Source organism: Pseudomonas sp. YY-1, assembly GCF_002843095.1.
GTDB lineage: Bacteria > Pseudomonadota > Gammaproteobacteria > Pseudomonadales > Pseudomonadaceae > Aquipseudomonas > Aquipseudomonas sediminis_A.
The window spans coordinates 290,228-307,178 of sequence record NZ_PJLX01000003.1 but is presented as its reverse complement, the minus strand read 5'-3'; the positions used below and the strand labels follow the sequence as shown (position 1 = coordinate 307,178).

At 62.7% G+C, this 16,951-nt stretch carries 13 protein-coding genes; 3 read left to right on the top strand and 10 right to left on the bottom strand.

What is annotated here, in order from left to right; genetic code table 11:
* Positions 1-17 precede the first annotated feature (17 nt).
* The 3 genes from CXP40_RS06595 to CXP40_RS06585 all read right to left on the bottom strand — a co-directional run bounded on the left by CXP40_RS06595 (position 18) and on the right by CXP40_RS06585 (position 5,262).
* Positions 18-1,643, bottom strand: a complete 1,626-nt coding sequence (locus CXP40_RS06595; protein ID WP_106733134.1) for a methyl-accepting chemotaxis protein — start codon at positions 1,641-1,643, stop codon at positions 18-20.
* A gap of 69 nt (positions 1,644-1,712) precedes the next feature.
* Positions 1,713-2,783 carry an HD domain-containing phosphohydrolase gene (locus tag CXP40_RS06590; RefSeq protein WP_106733133.1) on the bottom strand — a complete coding sequence of 357 codons (1,071 nt, stop codon included), beginning with the start codon at positions 2,781-2,783 and terminating at the stop codon, positions 1,713-1,715.
* Positions 2,773-5,262: an ATP-binding protein gene (locus CXP40_RS06585; RefSeq protein WP_106733132.1), complete on the bottom strand. Its 2,490-nt coding sequence runs from the start codon at positions 5,260-5,262 to the stop codon at positions 2,773-2,775. The genes CXP40_RS06590 and CXP40_RS06585 overlap by 11 nt, the downstream gene beginning before the upstream one ends.
* Before the next feature lie 215 nt (positions 5,263-5,477).
* On the opposite strand from CXP40_RS06585, the gene CXP40_RS06580 reads away from it, so the two are divergent.
* Positions 5,478-6,107 (top strand): FKBP-type peptidyl-prolyl cis-trans isomerase, encoded by a 630-nt coding sequence (locus CXP40_RS06580; RefSeq protein ID WP_092380275.1) that lies wholly within the window; start codon positions 5,478-5,480, stop codon positions 6,105-6,107.
* 137 nt (positions 6,108-6,244) lie between these two features.
* Here the strand turns inward: CXP40_RS06580 and CXP40_RS06575 are convergent, their stop codons facing one another.
* Together CXP40_RS06575 and CXP40_RS06570 are read right to left on the bottom strand one after the other, a co-directional pair.
* The gene (locus tag CXP40_RS06575) at positions 6,245-6,475 is read right to left on the bottom strand and encodes a hypothetical protein (protein ID WP_004423370.1); all 231 of its coding nucleotides are present in this window, start codon (positions 6,473-6,475) and stop codon (positions 6,245-6,247) included.
* Positions 6,476-6,729: 254 nt separating this feature from the next.
* Positions 6,730-8,355 (bottom strand): methyl-accepting chemotaxis protein, encoded by a 1,626-nt coding sequence (locus tag CXP40_RS06570; protein ID WP_106733131.1) that lies wholly within the window; start codon positions 8,353-8,355, stop codon positions 6,730-6,732.
* Between the two features lie 222 nt (positions 8,356-8,577).
* Here CXP40_RS06570 and CXP40_RS06565 point away from each other — a divergent pair, with 222 nt between their 5' ends.
* The gene (locus tag CXP40_RS06565; protein WP_106733130.1) at positions 8,578-9,732 is read left to right on the top strand and encodes a mandelate racemase/muconate lactonizing enzyme family protein; all 1,155 of its coding nucleotides are present in this window, start codon (positions 8,578-8,580) and stop codon (positions 9,730-9,732) included.
* Positions 9,733-9,736: 4 nt separating this feature from the next.
* Here the strand turns inward: CXP40_RS06565 and CXP40_RS06560 are convergent, their stop codons facing one another.
* A complete protein-coding gene (locus CXP40_RS06560; protein WP_106733129.1) occupies positions 9,737-10,642 on the bottom strand; it encodes a LysR family transcriptional regulator in 906 nt (301 codons plus the stop codon).
* A 97-nt stretch (positions 10,643-10,739) separates the two neighbouring features.
* Here CXP40_RS06560 and CXP40_RS06555 point away from each other — a divergent pair, with 97 nt between their 5' ends.
* The gene (locus CXP40_RS06555) at positions 10,740-11,885 is read left to right on the top strand and encodes a mandelate racemase/muconate lactonizing enzyme family protein (protein WP_106733128.1); all 1,146 of its coding nucleotides are present in this window, start codon (positions 10,740-10,742) and stop codon (positions 11,883-11,885) included.
* A 56-nt stretch (positions 11,886-11,941) separates the two neighbouring features.
* Here the strand turns inward: CXP40_RS06555 and CXP40_RS06550 are convergent, their stop codons facing one another.
* The 4 genes from CXP40_RS06550 to CXP40_RS06535 all read right to left on the bottom strand — a co-directional run bounded on the left by CXP40_RS06550 (position 11,942) and on the right by CXP40_RS06535 (position 16,455).
* Positions 11,942-13,462 (bottom strand): tripartite tricarboxylate transporter permease, encoded by a 1,521-nt coding sequence (locus CXP40_RS06550; protein WP_106733127.1) that lies wholly within the window; start codon positions 13,460-13,462, stop codon positions 11,942-11,944.
* A 9-nt stretch (positions 13,463-13,471) separates the two neighbouring features.
* A complete protein-coding gene (locus tag CXP40_RS06545) occupies positions 13,472-13,981 on the bottom strand; it encodes a tripartite tricarboxylate transporter TctB family protein (RefSeq protein WP_106733126.1) in 510 nt (169 codons plus the stop codon).
* Between the two features lie 66 nt (positions 13,982-14,047).
* A complete protein-coding gene (locus CXP40_RS06540; RefSeq protein WP_106733125.1) occupies positions 14,048-15,025 on the bottom strand; it encodes a tripartite tricarboxylate transporter substrate binding protein in 978 nt (325 codons plus the stop codon).
* 35 nt (positions 15,026-15,060) lie between these two features.
* Positions 15,061-16,455, bottom strand: a complete 1,395-nt coding sequence (locus CXP40_RS06535; protein WP_106733124.1) for an enolase C-terminal domain-like protein — start codon at positions 16,453-16,455, stop codon at positions 15,061-15,063.
* Between the last annotated feature and the right edge of the window lie 496 nt (positions 16,456-16,951).

The following is a 16,951-nucleotide window of genomic DNA, read 5'->3' as shown; positions in this document are numbered from 1 at the left end:
GCACCCGCTGCGAAGGCTCAGACCTGAAAGCGCGCGACCATGCCCTGCATGTTGGCGGCCAGGCTCGACAGCGCGCGGCTGGCGGTGCTGGTCTGTTCCGAACCAGCCGAGTTCTGCAGCGACAGGTCGCGAATGTTTATCAGGTTGCGATCCACTTCACGGGCGACGTGGGCCTGCTGTTCGGTGGCACTGGCGATCACCAGGTTGCGGTCGCCGATCTCGGCAATCGACTGAATGATCTGATCCAGCGCGACTCCCGCGCCCTCGGCGATGTCCAGCGTCTGCTTGGCTAGCCCGTTGCTCGATTCCATGGCGCGCACCGCCTGTTCGGTGTCACCTTGCACGGTACTGATCATGGTCTCGATCTCGCGGGTGGATTGCCCGGTCTTGTGCGCCAGGGCGCGCACTTCATCGGCAACCACGGCAAAACCGCGACCCGCTTCGCCTGCACGTGCAGCCTCGATGGCGGCGTTGAGGGCAAGCAGGTTGGTCTGTTCGGCGATACTGCGAATCACGTCGAGTACCTGGCTGATGCCACGGATCTTGCCGGCCAGTTGGCCGAAGTTGCTCGAGGTCGAATCGACATCGGCGGCCAGTTGGTTGATCGACGACAGCGTCTGAGTGATGCGCTCGCTGCCCTGGCGGGCAATGCGCCCGGATTCGCTGGAGCTTTCCGAGGCACTGGCGGCGTTACGCGCCACCTCATCCACGGCGCTGCTCATTTCGGTGACGGCGGTGGCGGCCTGGTCGATCTCCAGGCTTTGCTGGTGCAGGTTGCGCGCGGTGCCATCAGTGACGGCACTCAGTTGTTCAGCGGCCGATGCCAGTTGATTGGAGGCGTCGGCGATCTGTTCGATGGTGCCGCGCAGATTGCCCTGCATGCTCTTGAGCGCCTGCAACAGCTTGGCCGGCTCGTCATTGCCCTGGGTGTCGATATTCAGGGTCAGATTGCCGCTGGCCACCGAGTCCGCCACCTGTACCGCGTCGGCCAATGGCTTGACGATGCTGCGAGTCAGCAGCGCGGCGAGTATCACCGTGGCAATGGCCGACAAGGCCATGACCAGCAACGTTCCCCGGGTGGCCTGGGTGTAGACCTGATCGGAGGCCTTGGCCGCAGCCGAGGCACCATCGCGGTTGTGCATGATCAGCTCATTGAGCGCCTTGATCATCACGTCGGCTTGCGGGTTCAGGCTGTTGTAGAGCAAGGCCAGTGCGGCCGGCCGGTCATTGTTGGCCAGGTGCTGGACAAGCTGGGTACGGGTCGCAAGGTAGGTGTTCTCGTAGCGCTTGAAGTCATCGTAATGCGCCTGTTCTTCCGCGGAGCTGATCAGCCCCTCGTAACGTTGCTGAACGCGCTCCAGGTCACTGAGCAGGCTCTGCGCGAGCGTGGTGCTCTCCTGCAATTGCAGGGGCGTCTCACTGAGCAGCATGCGCAAGGTGGCGGCGCGCAGGCGCAGGACGTCCCGAGACAGGTCGCCCAGGGTATTGATGCTGGGGACCCAGTTGTCGTCTACCTCATTAGAGCGGTCATGCATGCTGCTCATCTGCAGCAGCGAGAAGCCGCCGAGGGCGAAAACCAGCAATGCGATCAAGCCAAATCCTATTGCAGCACGAGGGGCTATGGAGATGGATCTGAAGTTCATGGTGGCAGTACTCAAAGATTTAAGAGATGACTAGCGGGCTGAGGCGTTACATGTCGTTATCAAGGTCTATCAGTCTCCTTGCGGGCAATCGCTGAGGTCGTGCTGGAGCGTCTCGATCTGCTCATAGAGGCTCTCCACCAGCGAGACCAACTCTGGGTCGAAATGCTTGCCGGACTGTTCACGAATAAACGCCTGGACTTTTTCGATGGGCCAGGGCGCCTTGTATGGGCGTGGCATGCGCAAGGCGTCGTAGACGTCGCAGATGGCGACGATGCGTCCGGACAGAGGAATCTGTTCGCCACGCAGCCCACTCGGGTAGCCGCTGCCATCCCATTTCTCATGGTGGGTCAGGGCGATTTCTGCCGCCAGCGTGGTCAGCTCAGAGGCGTGCTGGTCGGTCAGAATGGCGTGGCCGATGGCGGGGTGCTCCTGCATCTGCCGGCGTTCATCATCGGTCAGAGCGCCGGGTTTGAGCAGGATATGGTCGGCGATGCCGATCTTGCCGACATCGTGCATCGGCGCCGCCTGACGAATCAGCTCGACCCAGTCGGCGCTCATGCCATAGGCCTTGGCAATCAACGCGGCTGACTCACCGATACGCACGATATGGTTGCCAGTCTCACTGTCTCTGTAGGCCGATGCTCGGCACAGCGTGCGTACCAACGCCGAATAGCTCTGGCTCAATTGTGCAGTGCGCTCGCGCACGCGTTGTTCCAGGGTCGTGTTGGCTTCGTACAGGGCCAGGCTGGCCTGGCTCAGTTGCAGGTTGCTGCGCACTCGCAGGATCACCTCGGGCAGGTCGACGGGTTTGCTCAGATAATCGTTGGCGCCCAGTTCCAGGCCGGTGCGGCGGCTGGCCGCGTCGTTCAGCGCGGTAATGATGATGATCGGGTTGCTGCTGCGATCACGGTCGGCCAGCGCGCGGAGAATGTCGAAGCCGTTCGGCGCCGGCATGTCCAGATCGAGCAGCAGCAGGCTCCAGGGGTTGTGCTGCAACCAGTCCAGCGCGGCGGCCGAATCGGAGAAACTGATGGTGTCGCGCAGGCCAAAGGCCCGGAGGCTGGACTCCAGCAGGCGACTGTTGGCGATCACATCATCGACGATGACCACGCGTGATTGTCGAAAGTCCTTAGACAGCATCGTTAGCCTCCTTACCGGTCAGGTCGCAGACCAGTTGGTGTAGTTCATCAGGATCGATGGGCACGCCGAGCAAGGCGCTGGCACCCAGGCCGACCAGTTCCTGCAGCTGATCTTCACGGCTCAGCAGAATCACCGGCAGGTCCGCCAGCTCGGCGCTTTGGTGCAGGGCGCGGAGCAGGTCGCGGCCGTCCAGGCCATTCAGTTCGACGCTGAGCAGCAGCACGTCAGGGCACCTGTTGTGCAGCGCCGCCAGCAGTTGCTGGCCATCCTCGAACTGTTGCAGATCGATATCGGCCAGCGCCTGGCTGACGATTTCACGGTTCGTGCGGTCCAGGTCGCCGTGATAGACACATGCCTGGTGCGACGTCGATTCAACTGCTTCAGCTTGTACCGGGGTGACGTGGCGCGGCAGGTCGATCCAGAACTGGCTGCCCTTGTTCGGCTCGCTGTGCAGGCCCATCTCGCCATTCATCAGCGCTGCATATTCCTTGCACAACGATAGGCCAATTCCGGTGCCCTGGATGGCGCCGTTCTCCTGGCCCAGGCGCTGAAAGGGTTCGAACAGCAGCGGTTGCAACTCACTGGCGATACCCATGCCGGTGTCGCTGACCATCAGCCGTACACGGTCATCATGTTCGGTGCAGCTGAGGCTGATACTGCCGGACGGGGTGTACTTGATGGCGTTGGACAGCAGGTTGAGCAGCACCTGGCGCAGGCGCCGCTGGTCCGCCAGTACCGGCACGGCTGTTTCCGGCAGCGTCAGCTTGAGTTCCAGGCCATGGGCTTCGACTTCCGGTGCGACCAGGTCGGCGCACTCGTTCATCAGGGCGACGGCGTCGACCTTGGTCATGTCCAGGCGTGGCTGGTCGCTCTGCAGGCTCGACCAGTCGAGGATATCGCCCACCAACTGGTTGAGGTGGCGGCTGGCGAGCAGGATTTCTTCCAGGTAGTCGGTGTCCTGCTTGTCCGGTTGAGCCTGTTGCATGCGCATCAATTGCGCGAAGCCCTGGATGGCGTTGAGCGGGGTGCGCAGCTCATGGCTCATGCTGGAGATGAACTGGCTCTTGACACGACTGGCTTCCTGGGCTTCGTGGCTGGCGCGCTGAAGCTGGGTGGCGCTGCGCTCCAGGCGCTGCCCCATGGATTCGACATCATCGATGATCGCCTCGAGTTCGGCGATGGTGGTCGCCGGGCGCTTGGGCTTCCAGTTGCCCTGGCCGATTTCGCGAAGCATGGCAACGATGCCGCCGATGGGTTTGCGCAGGCGCTCGGTCAGTTCACGGGCACGGCCCCACATGAAGGCGAAGAACACCAGGTAGAACAACACCAGGCCGGCGATCAGCAGGTAGCCGATGTTGCGGTAGTGGCTGGCCAGTTCGTTGGTCTGGCTGAATACCTCGGACTCATCGACCACGGTGAGCAGATGCCAGTCGGTAGCCGGAATCGTGGCCCAGGCGATCAGGTGCGGACGGCCATTCAGAGGCATGGACAACACGCCACTGTCACGCTGCGCGATGGCTTTGGCGAGATCGACGGTGTCGGTGCGTTTGCGGAGATTGAAATCCTCGGGCTTGAACAGCTCCGAACTGATCGCTTCGTCGTAGGAGTGAGTGGTCAGTTCATCCAGGCCGAAGTCGTCTTCTCCTGCCGGTGGCAGCGCCATGATGTTCATCTCATCGCTGATGATCATGGCGTAGCCGTCCCAGGGCACATTGAGGCTCTGAATGTGTTCGAGCAGCTTGCCGACGGTGATGTCCAGGCCCACCACACCTTCGAGAAAGTCCCCACGCAGCACGGGGGCAACGGCAGAAAGCATCCAGCCCTGGCCAGCCGGGTCGAGGTAGACGTCGGTCCAGGCGACCTTGCGTTCGGGGTTGTGCTTGGCGTCTGCCAGGTAATAGAAGTTGTAGTCCGGTATCACCATGTCGTGGGGATACTGCGAAGGTGTGTCGAACCAGGGAAAGATGTGGTTGTAGCTGTCCCAGCTGTTGAAATAGATGCTGGCTACCAGTGGGTTTTGCCGCACGGTTTCGCGCATCAGCGGATCGAGACGGGTCAGGCGCGCCACCTTGTACAGATCCTGTTTGTCCAGTGGCGTGGCATTGGAGTAGAAGGACGCCGCGCCACCCTCATCGCTCGGGCTGTAGCGCACGCCGCTGGCAGTCGTCGCCAGGGTTGCCGGGGCGATGGGCTGACGGTCGTTGAGGGTCTGCTGGGTAAGGGCTGCGTAGGTGCTGGTAAGGCGAGCGATATGACCGAGTTCGCTCTCGATCAGATGCGCCTCCTGGCTCGCTGCGGCCTGCAGGTCATTGAGGGCGGTCTCACGCAGGTGTGATATCTGCGCGTCACGGATGGACACATTGGTGAACAGGTAGACGCTGATCAGGACAGTCTCGACCAGGATCAGCGGAATCAATGCAGTTTGTACGAATGCGCGCCATATCCATGTCCGAAGACTGACTCGAGAGCAGTTTTGCATGACGCACGCTCCTGCGTGATGTAAGGGCGAACAGTGTGATGTCAATATGATATCCTGCTTTCCTTAAGGGTGGCTTAGCTAAAGGTAGTAGTAATTGCTGCAGGTCAAGGGAGCCGTGGCTGCCTTGAGCCGGCAGATCAATGGCGGGGGTGGGGGGCGTGCGGTTCTATGCTAGGCTGGCCGACCTTTTTTTGATACCCCAAGCGGAGCCCTTCATGTCCGAATTCAACTTCAGCCCCGACCTGTCCTCCGATGAAGGCCGCGTCAGTTACGGCATCGGTCGTCAACTCGGTGGTCAGCTGCGTGACAACCCGCCGCCCGGGGTCGATCTGAACGCCATTCTCGCCGGTCTGACCGACGCCTTCACCGGCCAGGCCAGCCGCGTGTCCGAGGCCGAGCTGGGCGCCAGCTTCAAGGTCATCCGCGAAATCATGCAGGCCGAAGCGGCCGCCAAGGCGGAAGCCGCTGCCGGTGAAGGCCGTGCCTACCTGGCCGAGAACGCCAAGCGTGAGGGCGTGACCGTACTGGCTTCCGGCCTGCAGTACGAAGTGCTGGTAGCCGGCGAGGGCGCCAAGCCGTCTGCCGAAGACCAGGTACGTACTCACTACCATGGCACCCTGATCGACGGCACCGTGTTCGACAGCTCCTACGAGCGCGGCCAGCCGGCTGAATTCCCGGTCGGTGGTGTGATTCCGGGTTGGGTCGAGGCGCTGCAACTGATGGGCACCGGCAGCAAATGGCGCCTGCACGTACCGAGCGAGCTGGCCTACGGCGCTCAGGGCGTTGGCAGCATTCCGCCGCACAGTGTGCTGGTATTCGATGTCGAGCTGCTCGACATCCTGTAAGTGAAATCGGCAGGCGCGTGTCGGGTGGACAAGGCTTTTATGTCCACCATCGCGACCACGGTGGACGGGTGAAGCGTCGTCCACCCTAGGCTACGTACGAACGGCCCTTCTGCATTGCACAAGGGCCGTTTTGTCTTTCAGGATGGGCGCAATGCCCGGGCGTAGCAGTACAGAAACAGGCTGCGCACCAGTTCCTTGAGGACGATGGGTTCGCTGGAGCTGAGCTCGTGTAAATCCAGGTCGCCCTGATCACGCAGTTCGTCCAGGGCTTCTTCTTCGAGCATGGCGCAGACTTCACCGGTTTCACGGTTGAGGATGCGCAGGTAGGGATGCGGGCGGTCCAGCCAGGCATCGATCAGGTAGGTCATGGCAGGTCTCCTTGGCCGTCATTACGTAACTGAGAATAATTCCTATTACATAAATAGCAAGGGCTAATTGCTGCCTTTTGTCGTTTGCCTGTTTTCAGCAGGTGGAGCGGACAGGGCGAAGCCTTGCCTGCCTTCCGCGCAGGCGAGTTGGAGGGGCGCAGCATGCTGTTGATCCCGCGCCTCGCTACTCACTCTGCGCGCAGGCGGTAGATGCTGGAGGCGGAGACGCGTGCCATGCCGGTTCGCAGATCGGGTCAGGAGCCCAGGCGGCGAGTCACTTCGCCCAGTTGCCCGGACATGTCATGCAGGTTGCGGCTGGCTTTCTGCGTACGTTCGACGTTGTCCTGGTTGGCGCTGGCGATGGCGGTCAGCTCGGTAAGGTTGCGCGAGATATCCTCGGCCACCGAGGTTTGCTCTTCGGCGGCGGTGGCGATCTGCTGGTTCATGTCGCGGATGGCTTCCACGGCCTCGGTGATGCGCTGCAGCATGGCACCGGCCTCGGTGACCTGGGTCACGCCCTGTTCGCTGCGCTGTTGACCGCTCTCGATGGCGCGCACGGCATTCAGCGCACCGCTCTGCACGGTGTCGATGATCTGGTTGATCTCTGCGGTGGACTCGGCGGTGCGCTGGGCGAGGTGGCGCACCTCGTCGGCGACCACGGCGAAACCGCGGCCTTGTTCGCCGGCGCGGGCGGCTTCGATGGCGGCATTAAGGGCCAGCAGGTTGGTCTGTTCGGCGATGCCACGGATCACTTCCAGCACCTTGCCGATGCGCCCGCTGTCGCTTTCCAGGCGGCGAATCACTTCGGCGGTATTGGCGATCTCGCCGCGGATGTCGGTGATGGTGGCGATGGTCGATTGCATCACCGTGCTGCCCTGGCGTGCCGAGTCGTCGGCATCGTTGGCCGCATGCGCGGCGTCGGCGGCGTGGCGCGCGACTTCCTGCGCCGTGGCGGACATCTCATGCATGGCCGTGGCGACCTGATCGGTGCGCTCGAACTGCTCGCTGACGCCCTCGGTCATGCGTGAGGCGATGGCGTTCAGCTCGCTGCTGGCGCTGTCGAGGTTCTGCGTACTGTGGTGCAGGCGCTCGCTGGTGCTGGCAAGAAAGTCGCGCAGGGTGTTCGCGGCGCGCGCCAGCAGGCCCAGTTCATCTTGCCGGGTGCTTTCCACGCGTTGGCCGAAACGGCCTTGGCTGAGTTGGTCGACATGGCCGATCAGTTGGCGGATGGGGATGATCAGATTGCGATTGACCAGCCACAGGCTGAATACGGCGATGACCAAAGCTGCGGCCAGCATCACGACTGTGCCGCTGAGAATGGTGCGCGCGGCGCTGGCGTTGATCTGCTCGGCCTGGCTCAGGCTGTTCTGGCGTAACTGCTCGACCAGTGCCGTCATCTGCTCACTGGCGGCGCGGTCGATACCTTTGACGGCTTCATCGCCGGCTCTGGCATCGGCTCCGGCGGCCACGAAGGCGTCGCGGCCCTTGCGGTAATTGCCACCAAGCGCCTGATGTTCGCTACGCAGGCGCTCGACCTGCGTCTTCAACGCCGGGTCGGCAGCGGCGACCAGGGTCAACTGGCCGAGAATATCCTGCACCTTGCGCTCCTGCGCTTCGAACTGGCTCCAGTAGCGTTGCAGGTTGGCGCTGTCCTGGCCGCGCAGTAGGACGTTCTTCCATTCCTGCACCTGAATCTTGAATTCGACGTTGGCCGCGTCGATCAGGCGCGAAGATTCCAGCGGCCCATCGAGCAGGCCGCGGTAGGACTGAATACCGCTGGAGAGAAAGCTGAAGCAGGCCAGGGCGGTGATCAGGATCAGTGCCAGACTGCCGCCGAGCAGGGCGAGAATCTGCGCGCGCAGGGATTTTTGCAGGAACATGACGAGGTGCCTCGGGAGCCAGGCGTGGCGGGACACGCTCAGCGTAGTGGGCGAATGTTGCAGATTTGTGAAATGTCTAGATGAGTCGTCGCGGTGCCGGATCAGCCAGGGAACAGCAGATGATCTCGATGCTTGAATGATTGCGCAATCATCTTAATCTGACTCGGGTTGTCCATTTTTGGCGACCCATCGGGGCGCCGACTCTCATCACGAGGAAGAGTCATGACCGATAACTCCAGCCCACGCGCCGATGATGACCGCATCACCTGGCTCAGTCTGCGCTCGGTAGCGCTGCCGCTGGCCAACCCGATCAGCGATGCCAAGGTGCTCACCGGCCGGCAGAAGCCGATGACCGAGATTGCCATCCTGATCGCCGAGATCGAACCCCGCGATGGTCATCGTGGCCTCGGGTTCAGTTACTCCAAGCGTGCCGGTGGCCCCGGTCAGTTCGCCCATGCCCTGGAAGTGGCGCCGAACCTGATCGGCGAGAACCCCAGTGATATCGCCAAGCTGTGGGACAAGCTGTGCTGGGCCGGCGCGTCGGTCGGTCGCAGCGGCCTGGCGAGCCAGGCCATCGGTGCCTTCGACGTCGCTCTGTGGGATCTCAAGGCGCGCCGCAGTGGCTTGTCGCTGGCACGTTTGCTCGGTAGCCATCGTGATTCGGTGCGCTGCTACAACACTTCCGGCGGCTTCCTGCATACGCCGCTAGACCAGTTGCTGAAGAACACCGATATCTCCCGCGAGAAGGGCATTGGCGGCATCAAACTCAAGGTCGGCCAGCCTGACTGGGCGCTGGATATCCACCGCGTCAGCACGGTGCGTGAACATCTGGGTGAGAGCTTCCCGCTGATGGTCGATGCCAACCAGCAATGGGACCGCCCGACTGCGCGGCGCATGTGCCGTCGTCTGGAGCCCTTCGACCTGATCTGGATCGAGGAGCCGCTGGACTGCTACGACGCCGAAGGTCATGCCGAGCTGGTGCGCCTGTTCGATACACCGATCGCCACCGGCGAGATGCTCACCAGCCCCGCCGAGCACTGGGAGTTCATTCGCCAGCGCGGCGCCGACTTCCTCATGCCCGATGCGCCGCGTGTCGGCGGTATCACCCCGTACCTGCGCGTGCAGACCCTGGCCGAGCAGGCCGGCATGACCCTGGCGCCACACTTCGCCATGGAGCTGCACGTGCACCTTGCCGCCAGCCACACGCGCGAGCCATGGGTCGAGCATTTTGAATGGCTGGAGCCGTTGTTTAACGAGCGTCTGGAGATTCGCGACGGACGCATGTTGGTGCCGACTCGTCCGGGTCTGGGGCTGAGTCTGAGCGAGCAGGTTGCCGGCTGGACGGTGCAGCAGGCAGAGGTCGGCAAACGCGCTTGACGCCTCAGCTCTGCGGATAGATGTCGTTCGCGGCCTGGCGCACAGCTGCGATTATCGACGGTAAGGCCGGGTTGTCGTTGTCGTCGCGCCAGACCAGATGCAGCTCCCCGCTTATGCCTTCGGGTAGCGGCAGCTCGCGGAAACGTACTTGCTCGAAGCGGATGGCACTGGCGCTGCGCGGCACCAGTGCCAGCCCCATGCCGGCATTGACCAGCGACAGGATGGTCAGGGTCGAGCCCAGCGCCTGAACGAACTCCGGCTGGATGCCGCTGGCGCGAAACAGGCCGGTATGCAGTTCGTTGAAGGGCTGCCAGGCGGTATGTGCATAAAGGATGAAGGGTTGGCTATGGAGCATTTCCAGGGTCGGCCTTTCGTGCTGCGCCAGTGGATGTTCGGCGGGCGCAGCCAGCACGAAGGGTTCGCGCAGCAGGCATTCGCTGACCAGCCCAGGTTGTTGCAAGGGCGCTCGGACGATGGCCAGGTCCACACGCCGGGCGCGCAGCGCTTGCACCTGTTCGAAGGTACTCATCTCCAGCAAGGCGATATCCACCCCGGGGCGTTCGCGCTTGGCGGTGGTGATCGCGCGCGGCAGCACGTCATACACCGCGCTGGCGACGAAGCTGATGTTGAGTGCGCCGCTTTCGCCGATGGCAGCCAGCCTGGCGCTTTGCGCTGCGCGGTGGGCCTGGTCGAGCAGAGCCTGGGCTTCGACGAAGAAAGCGCGGCCAGCTGCCGTCAACGCCACCGAGCGGGTGCTGCGGGTGAACAACGCCACGCCCAACTGGTGTTCTAGCAGTTGGATCTGCCGACTCAGTGGCGGCTGAGTCATGTTCAGGCGCTCGGCAGCGCGGCGGAAATTCAGCTCGGCGGCCAGGGTGGTGAAGCAACGCAGTTGCGATAGCTCGAACACTGATTCAATCCAGGTATCAATTGAGTAGAAAACTAGATTAGACCTGGATCAATGGCGGCGTCCATCATCGCTCCACGCTTTCGCGCCCGGAGTGACGATGAGCCTCGACCTTTACACCCCTGATCCGATCACCTGGATCGGCCTGCGCTCGGTGGATCTGCCACTGGCTCGGGCCGTGAGCGATGCCAAGGTGTCCACTGGTCGACAATTGCCGCTGTCGGCCGTCAGCCTGTTGTTCGTCGAACTACAAACCCGCCAGGGGCATACCGGGCTCGGCTTCAGCTACACCCTGCGCACCGGTGGCCCGGCGCAATACGCTCACGCCCGCGAGCTGGCACCGCTGCTGCTCAACGAAGATGGCAACGATATTGCCCGTCTATGGGGGCGGCTCAGTTGGGCCGGTGCCTCCATCGGCCGCAGTGGTCTGGCAGTGCAAAGCATTGCGGCGTTCGACACGGCGTTGTGGGATCTCAAGGCGCGGCGGGCCGGTTTGCCGCTGGCCAAGCTGCTCGGCGCCCAGCGTGATGCGGTGCCTTGCTACAACACCTCTGGCGGCTACCTGCAGGCGCCCATCGAGGAGCTCATCGACCGCGCCGGGCAGGCGCTGGCGAGCGGCATCGGTGGCATCAAGCTCAAGGTCGGGCAGCCGAATCAAACTGAGGATTTACGCCGCGTGCGGGCCTTGCGTCATGCCCTCGGTGATGAAGTGGCGGTGATGGTGGACGTCAACCAGCAATGGGATCGCACCACGGCGCTGCGCATGGGGCGCGCTCTGGAAGAGCTGAACCTGACCTGGATCGAGGAGCCGCTCGATGCACACGATCTGGAGGGGCATGCGGCGTTGTCCGCGCAACTGGTTACCCCGGTCGGCAGCGGCGAGATGCTCAGTAGCGCAGCCGAGGCGTGCGCTTACGTGGAGCGCGGCGCGGTCGACGTGATCATGCATGACGCACCGCGAGTCGGTGGTATCACACCTTTCCTGCAGGTTGCCGAGGTGGCCAGACGGCACGGCCTGGTCATGGCGCCGCACTTTGTCATGGAACTGCACATCCATCTGGCGGCTGCCTACGAGCATGCCACCTGGGTGGAGCATTTCGAGTGGCTGGAGCCTTTGTTCAACGAGCGGCTTGAGATTCGCGACGGTTGCATGCAGGTGCCGATGCGGGCCGGGCTGGGCCTGAGTCTGAGCGAGCAGGTGGCGGGCTGGACAGTGGCGCAGGACGCTTTTGGAGTGCGGGCGTGAGAGGGGAGATGCGGGTATTCCCCTCGCCGTGTTGGCGAGGGGAACGGTGGGGTGGGTCAGGTGCGAAGTATTTCGTTGATCGCGCTGGGTTTCGGGCGCAATGCACTGAACACCTGCCAGAGCACGAACACCAATGCCAGGCCGAGGAAGGTGCCGGCAATCGGATTGGTGAAGAACTCGGCGAAGCTGCCGTCCGACAGCATCAGGCCACGGCGCAGGTTGGTTTCCGCCATTGGCCCGAGGATGAAGCCGATGATGAACGGCGCCGCCGGCATACCGGCCTTGACGAAGACGTAGCCGAGCAGACCGAACAGCAGGATCGACCAGACGTCGAACAGGCGGCTGGACAGGCCGAAGGCACCGACCACGCACAGCACCAGGATGATCGGCAGCAGGATGTGCTTGGGCACGTCGAGCAGCTTGATGAACAGGCGCAGGCCGTAGAACTCCATGAACAACATCATCACCGTGGCGACGATCAGCGCGGCGAAGATGGTGTACACCAGCGGACCCTGGCTGATGAACAGCAGCGGACCGGGTTGGATGCCGTGGATCAGGAAGCCGCCGAGCATGATCGCGGTGACGGTGTCGCCGGGGATGCCCAGGGTCATCAGTGGCATCATGGCGCCGCCGATACCGGCGTTGTTGGCCGTCTCGCTGGCGACCACGCCGCCGATGTTGCCCTTGCCGTAGGTGTGCCCGTCTTTCGCGCGTTTCTTGGCGATGATGTAGGACACCAGGTTCGAGGTGCCCGCACCGATGCCTGGCAGGATACCGATGCCCAGACCGATCAGGCCGGAGCGACCGGCGTTGGGCAGTTGCTCGCGGAATTCCTTGAGCGAGAAACCGAAGCCCTTGATGTTCTTCATGCTCACCGACTTGGCCTTGCCCTGTACGGCATGGCGGCCGGTTTCGGCGAGCTTGATGATCTCGGCTACGGCAAACATGCCGATCATTACCGTGAGCATCGAGAAGCCGCCATTGAGCTCACTGATGCCGAAGGTGAAACGGCGCACTGCCTCGACCGGGGCGATGCCGACGGTGGATACCGCGATACCCAGCGCACCCGCGAACAGGCCCTTGACCATGGAGCCGGCCGACAGGGTGGCGATCAGGGTCAGGGAGAACACGGCGATGGCGAAGTATTCGTGCGGGCCGAAGCTCAGGGCGACCTTGGCCAGCTGCGGAGCGATGAACATCAGCGCGACGATGCTGAAGATGGTGCCCAGGAAGGAAAACACGATGCCGACGCCCAGCGCCTTGACGCCGTGCCCCTGCTCCATCAGCGGGCCACCGTCGAAGACCGTGGCGATGGAGGAGGGCGTTCCCGGAATCTTCAGCAGGATCGCCGAGATCAGGCCTCCGGATGTGGCGCCGATGAACAATGCGACCAGCAGCGACAGGCCCGCCTGCGGGCCCATGGTGAAGGTCAGCGGCAGGCACAGCGCCACGGCCATGGTTGCCGACAGGCCGGGCACGGCGCCGAAGACGATGCCCATGGCCACGCCGACGGCCATCAGCATCATGATGTTCAGTGAAAAGACGGCACCGAAGCCTTGCTGCAGTAATTCGAGCATGGTCGATCCTCAGATGAAATTGTTCAGCAGGCCAGCGGGCAGCAACAGATCGAAGGCCTCGCGGAACAGCAGGAAGATGAGCGCAGAGCAGATGACGGCGACCAGCAGATAGGTCAGGTGCCTGGCTTTCTGGTTTACCGGGGTCAGCACGAGGAACTGCAGATACAGGTAAACCACGGTCATGATCGGGAAGCCCACAGGGCCGAGCAGGGCCATGTAGCCAAGGATCAGGCCGAGTGTCTTGATGACGGTCTTCGGCTCGACAATTTCAACAGTTGGCTCTTCGGCCTCTGCAGGAGCCGGACTGGCGGCGGGTTCGGCAGCAGCCTTGGGTTTGGCAAAGGCGCTGACCAGTTGCATCACGCCAAGCAGAGACAGGAATCCGGCCAGCAGTTTCGGCACCGTGGCGGCATCGACACCATCATGCCCGGGGAGCTGTTGTGCCAGTACCAGGTAGGTAAGGCTGGCGCCGAGCATGGCAATGCCGATGATCAGCTCTTTCTTGTTCAGGGTGTTCATCGTGTACCTCGGTGTTCTGAGGTGCAGCGCCGGTAAGAATCGATCGTGCCGGCGCTGCGTTATGGCTTACTTGGCCTTGCGCAGTTCATCCTTGAACTGCATGAAGTCTTCGCGGGTCTTGGCCAGAATCTGCTTGGCGTCTTCGGTGGCGAAGAACGCGACCGGCTGCTTGAACTTCTTCAGGTCTTCAGCGTAGGCAGGCTGCTCGGTGATCTGCTGCATGATGTCGGACATCTTCTTCACGATCGCCGGGTCGGTGCCTTTCGGGAAGGCCACTACGTAGGGCTTGTCCATGGTGATGTCGAGGCCCTGCTCCTTGAGGGTCGGCACTTCACCCAGCATGGCGTTGCGCTCGGCGTTGGGTTGGCCCAGTGCGACCATCTGGCCGCCCTGCACGTAGTCCTGTACGGAACCGTAGGTGATAGCGCCCAGATCGAGGCGGCCGCCCAGCATGCCGACCACGCGATCGGATACGGTACCGCCGTCGACCATCTTCAGCTTGGCGCCGGTGAGTTTTTCCAGCATCAGACCCTGAATGTGGGAGAAGCTGCCCATCTCGGTGCCGTAGGTGATGCTGCCCGGGTTGGCCTTGGACTTGTCGACCAGGTCTTTCATGCTGGTCACGCCGGACTGCTTGGAGGCGACAAACACGGTGCTCTTGTCGACGCCAGCGATGCAGGACACGTCGAAGGTCTCGTAGCTGTCTTCGGTCAGGCCGGCGACTTCGTTGACGATCAACTGGCCCGGGTGGGTGAACAGGATGGTGTTGCCATCCGGCGCTGCGCCCTTGACCTGCTCGGCAGCCAGGGTGCCGCCGCCGCCAGCGACGTTGGTTACCACCATGGTCTTGCCGGTGATCTCGTTGAAGTACTTGGCCATCATGCGGGCGTTGAAGTCGGTGTCGCCGCCTGGGTTGGCGATTACCACCACCTGGACGGGGCGGGTCGGCCAGTTCACTTCATCGGCGAAGGTGGCGGAATGAGTGGCCAGGACACCCATGCCGACCAGGGCAGAAAGGAGGGAGGCGCGGAATGTTTTTTTCATTGGAATACTCCGGGTTGGGATAAAAGCCGCGCGAGTCACTCGCGGCCGAGGCTGGGACGTTTCGGGTCGTATTGCCAACCCGGAACCAGGTACTGCATGGCCATGGCGTCGTCACGCGCGCCGTTGGCCACCTTTTTGTAAAGTTCGTGAGCGGCCATGATCCGCTCCATGTCCGGCTCGATACCTAGGCCGGGTTTGTCCGATACCTGCACCTGGCCACCGATGATCTGCAGCGGCTCGCGGGTCAGACGTTCCTCGCCTTCCTGCCAGATCCAGTGGGTGTCGATAGCCGTGACGCGGCCGGGCACGGCCGCCGCAGCATGGGTGAACATGGCCAGGGAAATATCGAAGTGGTTGTTCGAATGCGAACCCCAGGTCAGGCCGAACTCTTCACAGACCTGACCGAGGCGCACGGCGCCCTGCATGGTCCAGAAGTGCGGGTCGGCCAGGGGAATGTCCACGGCCTCCAGGCGCAACGAGTGCCCCATCTGCCGCCAGTCGGTGGCGACCATGTTGGTGGCGGTGGGGATGCCGGTGGCGCGCTTGAACTCGGCCATGATCTCGCGACCCGAGTAGCCATTCTCCGGGCCGCAAGGGTCTTCGGCATAGGTCAGCACGTGACCTTGTCCTTGGCACAGGGCGATGGCTTCATCCAGCGACCAGGCGCCATTGGGATCGAGGGTGACGCGGGCATCGGGGAAGCGCGCCTTGATCGCGCGGATCGCGTCCATTTCCTCGGCGCCACGCATCACGCCGCCCTTGAGTTTGAAATCGTTGAAGCCGTAGCGCGCATGCGCCGCTTCGGCCAGGCGGGCGATGGCCTCCGGCGTCAGCGCGGCCTGATGGCGCAGGTGATACCAGTCATCTGCCGAGCCTTTACCTGCGAGGTAGGGCAGGTCGGTGCGCTGGCGTTCACCTATATAGAAGAGGTAGGCGAGCATCGGCACGCTGTCGCGTTGCTGGCCGCTGCCGAGCAGTTCGGCCACCGGCACGTCGAGATGCTGGCCGAGCAGATCGAGCAGGGCGGCTTCGACCGCGGTGATCACGTTGTCCAGGCGCAGGTTGATCTCGTGCGGTTGCTTGAGTACACGCGCTTCGGATTCGGACGTGACCTGATGCTGGGTGGTCTGCGGCCCTTTGGCCGGCCCGGCGATGGCCTGGCGCAGGCGATTGAGCACATGGTTGTAACGGCCGACCGATTGGCCGATCACCAGTTCGCGGCAGCGCTCCAGCGCCTGGCGGATGCCTTCGCCACCTGGGACTTCGCCACAGCCGATGCGCCCGGCATTGTCCTTGAGCAGCACCAGGTTGCGGGTGAAGTAGGGGGCATGGGCGCCGCACAGGTTGAGCAGCATGCTGTCATGGCCGGCGACCGGAATGACCTGCATCTCGACGATCTGGGGTGTGCTGCTACGGGAGGCTTCGTACATCTTGGCTGGGGCTCCGAAACTGGTGCGGCCCTCGGCCGCAATGGCAAAGGTACGGTTCAGTCGTGCACCGGGATCATCGTGCGATCCGCGCGGTAGCAAGTGAGAGCATGGGCAAAGACGGCAACGAGGCCTGCGCGGATTGCGCTGTTCAGGCGGCTGCTGACATCGGTGCGATGGTCGGCACGATGGCAGGGTGGGGCGGCAGTGAAGGTCTGTGACATGACCAGGGCCTCGTTTGTTTTTATTGGAATGTCATAGGTTGTCGTATGACTTGGTGAAATTAGTACCAGCCTGTTCCTGGCCTGTCAACGCTGCTCATGGTTAATGATGATTGCGCTGCCATCTCTTCTGGCGCCATGATGGAGCCTGCTCTACGCTGAGCTTTCACGCTTACGCAGCGGTTTTGCGGGCAGGCTGGGCGAAGGCGATAAAAACTTCGACGAACGGGTAATACAAAAACTGGTGTTTTTTTTGTTGTTGTACGATAACGTATCTC

What these genes read in the sequence shown, in the direction of transcription:
- CXP40_RS06585 (WP_106733132.1), bottom strand. Translation starts at nt 5,262, where the DNA reads ATGCAAAACTGCTCTCGAGTCAGTCTTCGGACATGGATATGGCGCGCA.
- CXP40_RS06595 (WP_106733134.1), bottom strand. Translation starts at nt 1,643, where the DNA reads ATGAACTTCAGATCCATCTCCATAGCCCCTCGTGCTGCAATAGGATTT.
- CXP40_RS06590 (WP_106733133.1), bottom strand. Translation starts at nt 2,783, where the DNA reads ATGCTGTCTAAGGACTTTCGACAATCACGCGTGGTCATCGTCGATGAT.
- CXP40_RS06575 (WP_004423370.1), bottom strand. Translation starts at nt 6,475, where the DNA reads ATGACCTACCTGATCGATGCCTGGCTGGACCGCCCGCATCCCTACCTG.
- CXP40_RS06565 (WP_106733130.1), top strand. Translation starts at nt 8,578, where the DNA reads ATGACCGATAACTCCAGCCCACGCGCCGATGATGACCGCATCACCTGG.
- CXP40_RS06535 (WP_106733124.1), bottom strand. Translation starts at nt 16,455, where the DNA reads ATGTACGAAGCCTCCCGTAGCAGCACACCCCAGATCGTCGAGATGCAG.
- CXP40_RS06570 (WP_106733131.1), bottom strand. Translation starts at nt 8,355, where the DNA reads ATGTTCCTGCAAAAATCCCTGCGCGCGCAGATTCTCGCCCTGCTCGGC.
- CXP40_RS06550 (WP_106733127.1), bottom strand. Translation starts at nt 13,462, where the DNA reads ATGCTCGAATTACTGCAGCAAGGCTTCGGTGCCGTCTTTTCACTGAAC.
- CXP40_RS06555 (WP_106733128.1), top strand. Translation starts at nt 10,740, where the DNA reads ATGAGCCTCGACCTTTACACCCCTGATCCGATCACCTGGATCGGCCTG.
- CXP40_RS06580 (WP_092380275.1), top strand. Translation starts at nt 5,478, where the DNA reads ATGTCCGAATTCAACTTCAGCCCCGACCTGTCCTCCGATGAAGGCCGC.
- CXP40_RS06545 (WP_106733126.1), bottom strand. Translation starts at nt 13,981, where the DNA reads ATGAACACCCTGAACAAGAAAGAGCTGATCATCGGCATTGCCATGCTC.
- CXP40_RS06540 (WP_106733125.1), bottom strand. Translation starts at nt 15,025, where the DNA reads ATGAAAAAAACATTCCGCGCCTCCCTCCTTTCTGCCCTGGTCGGCATG.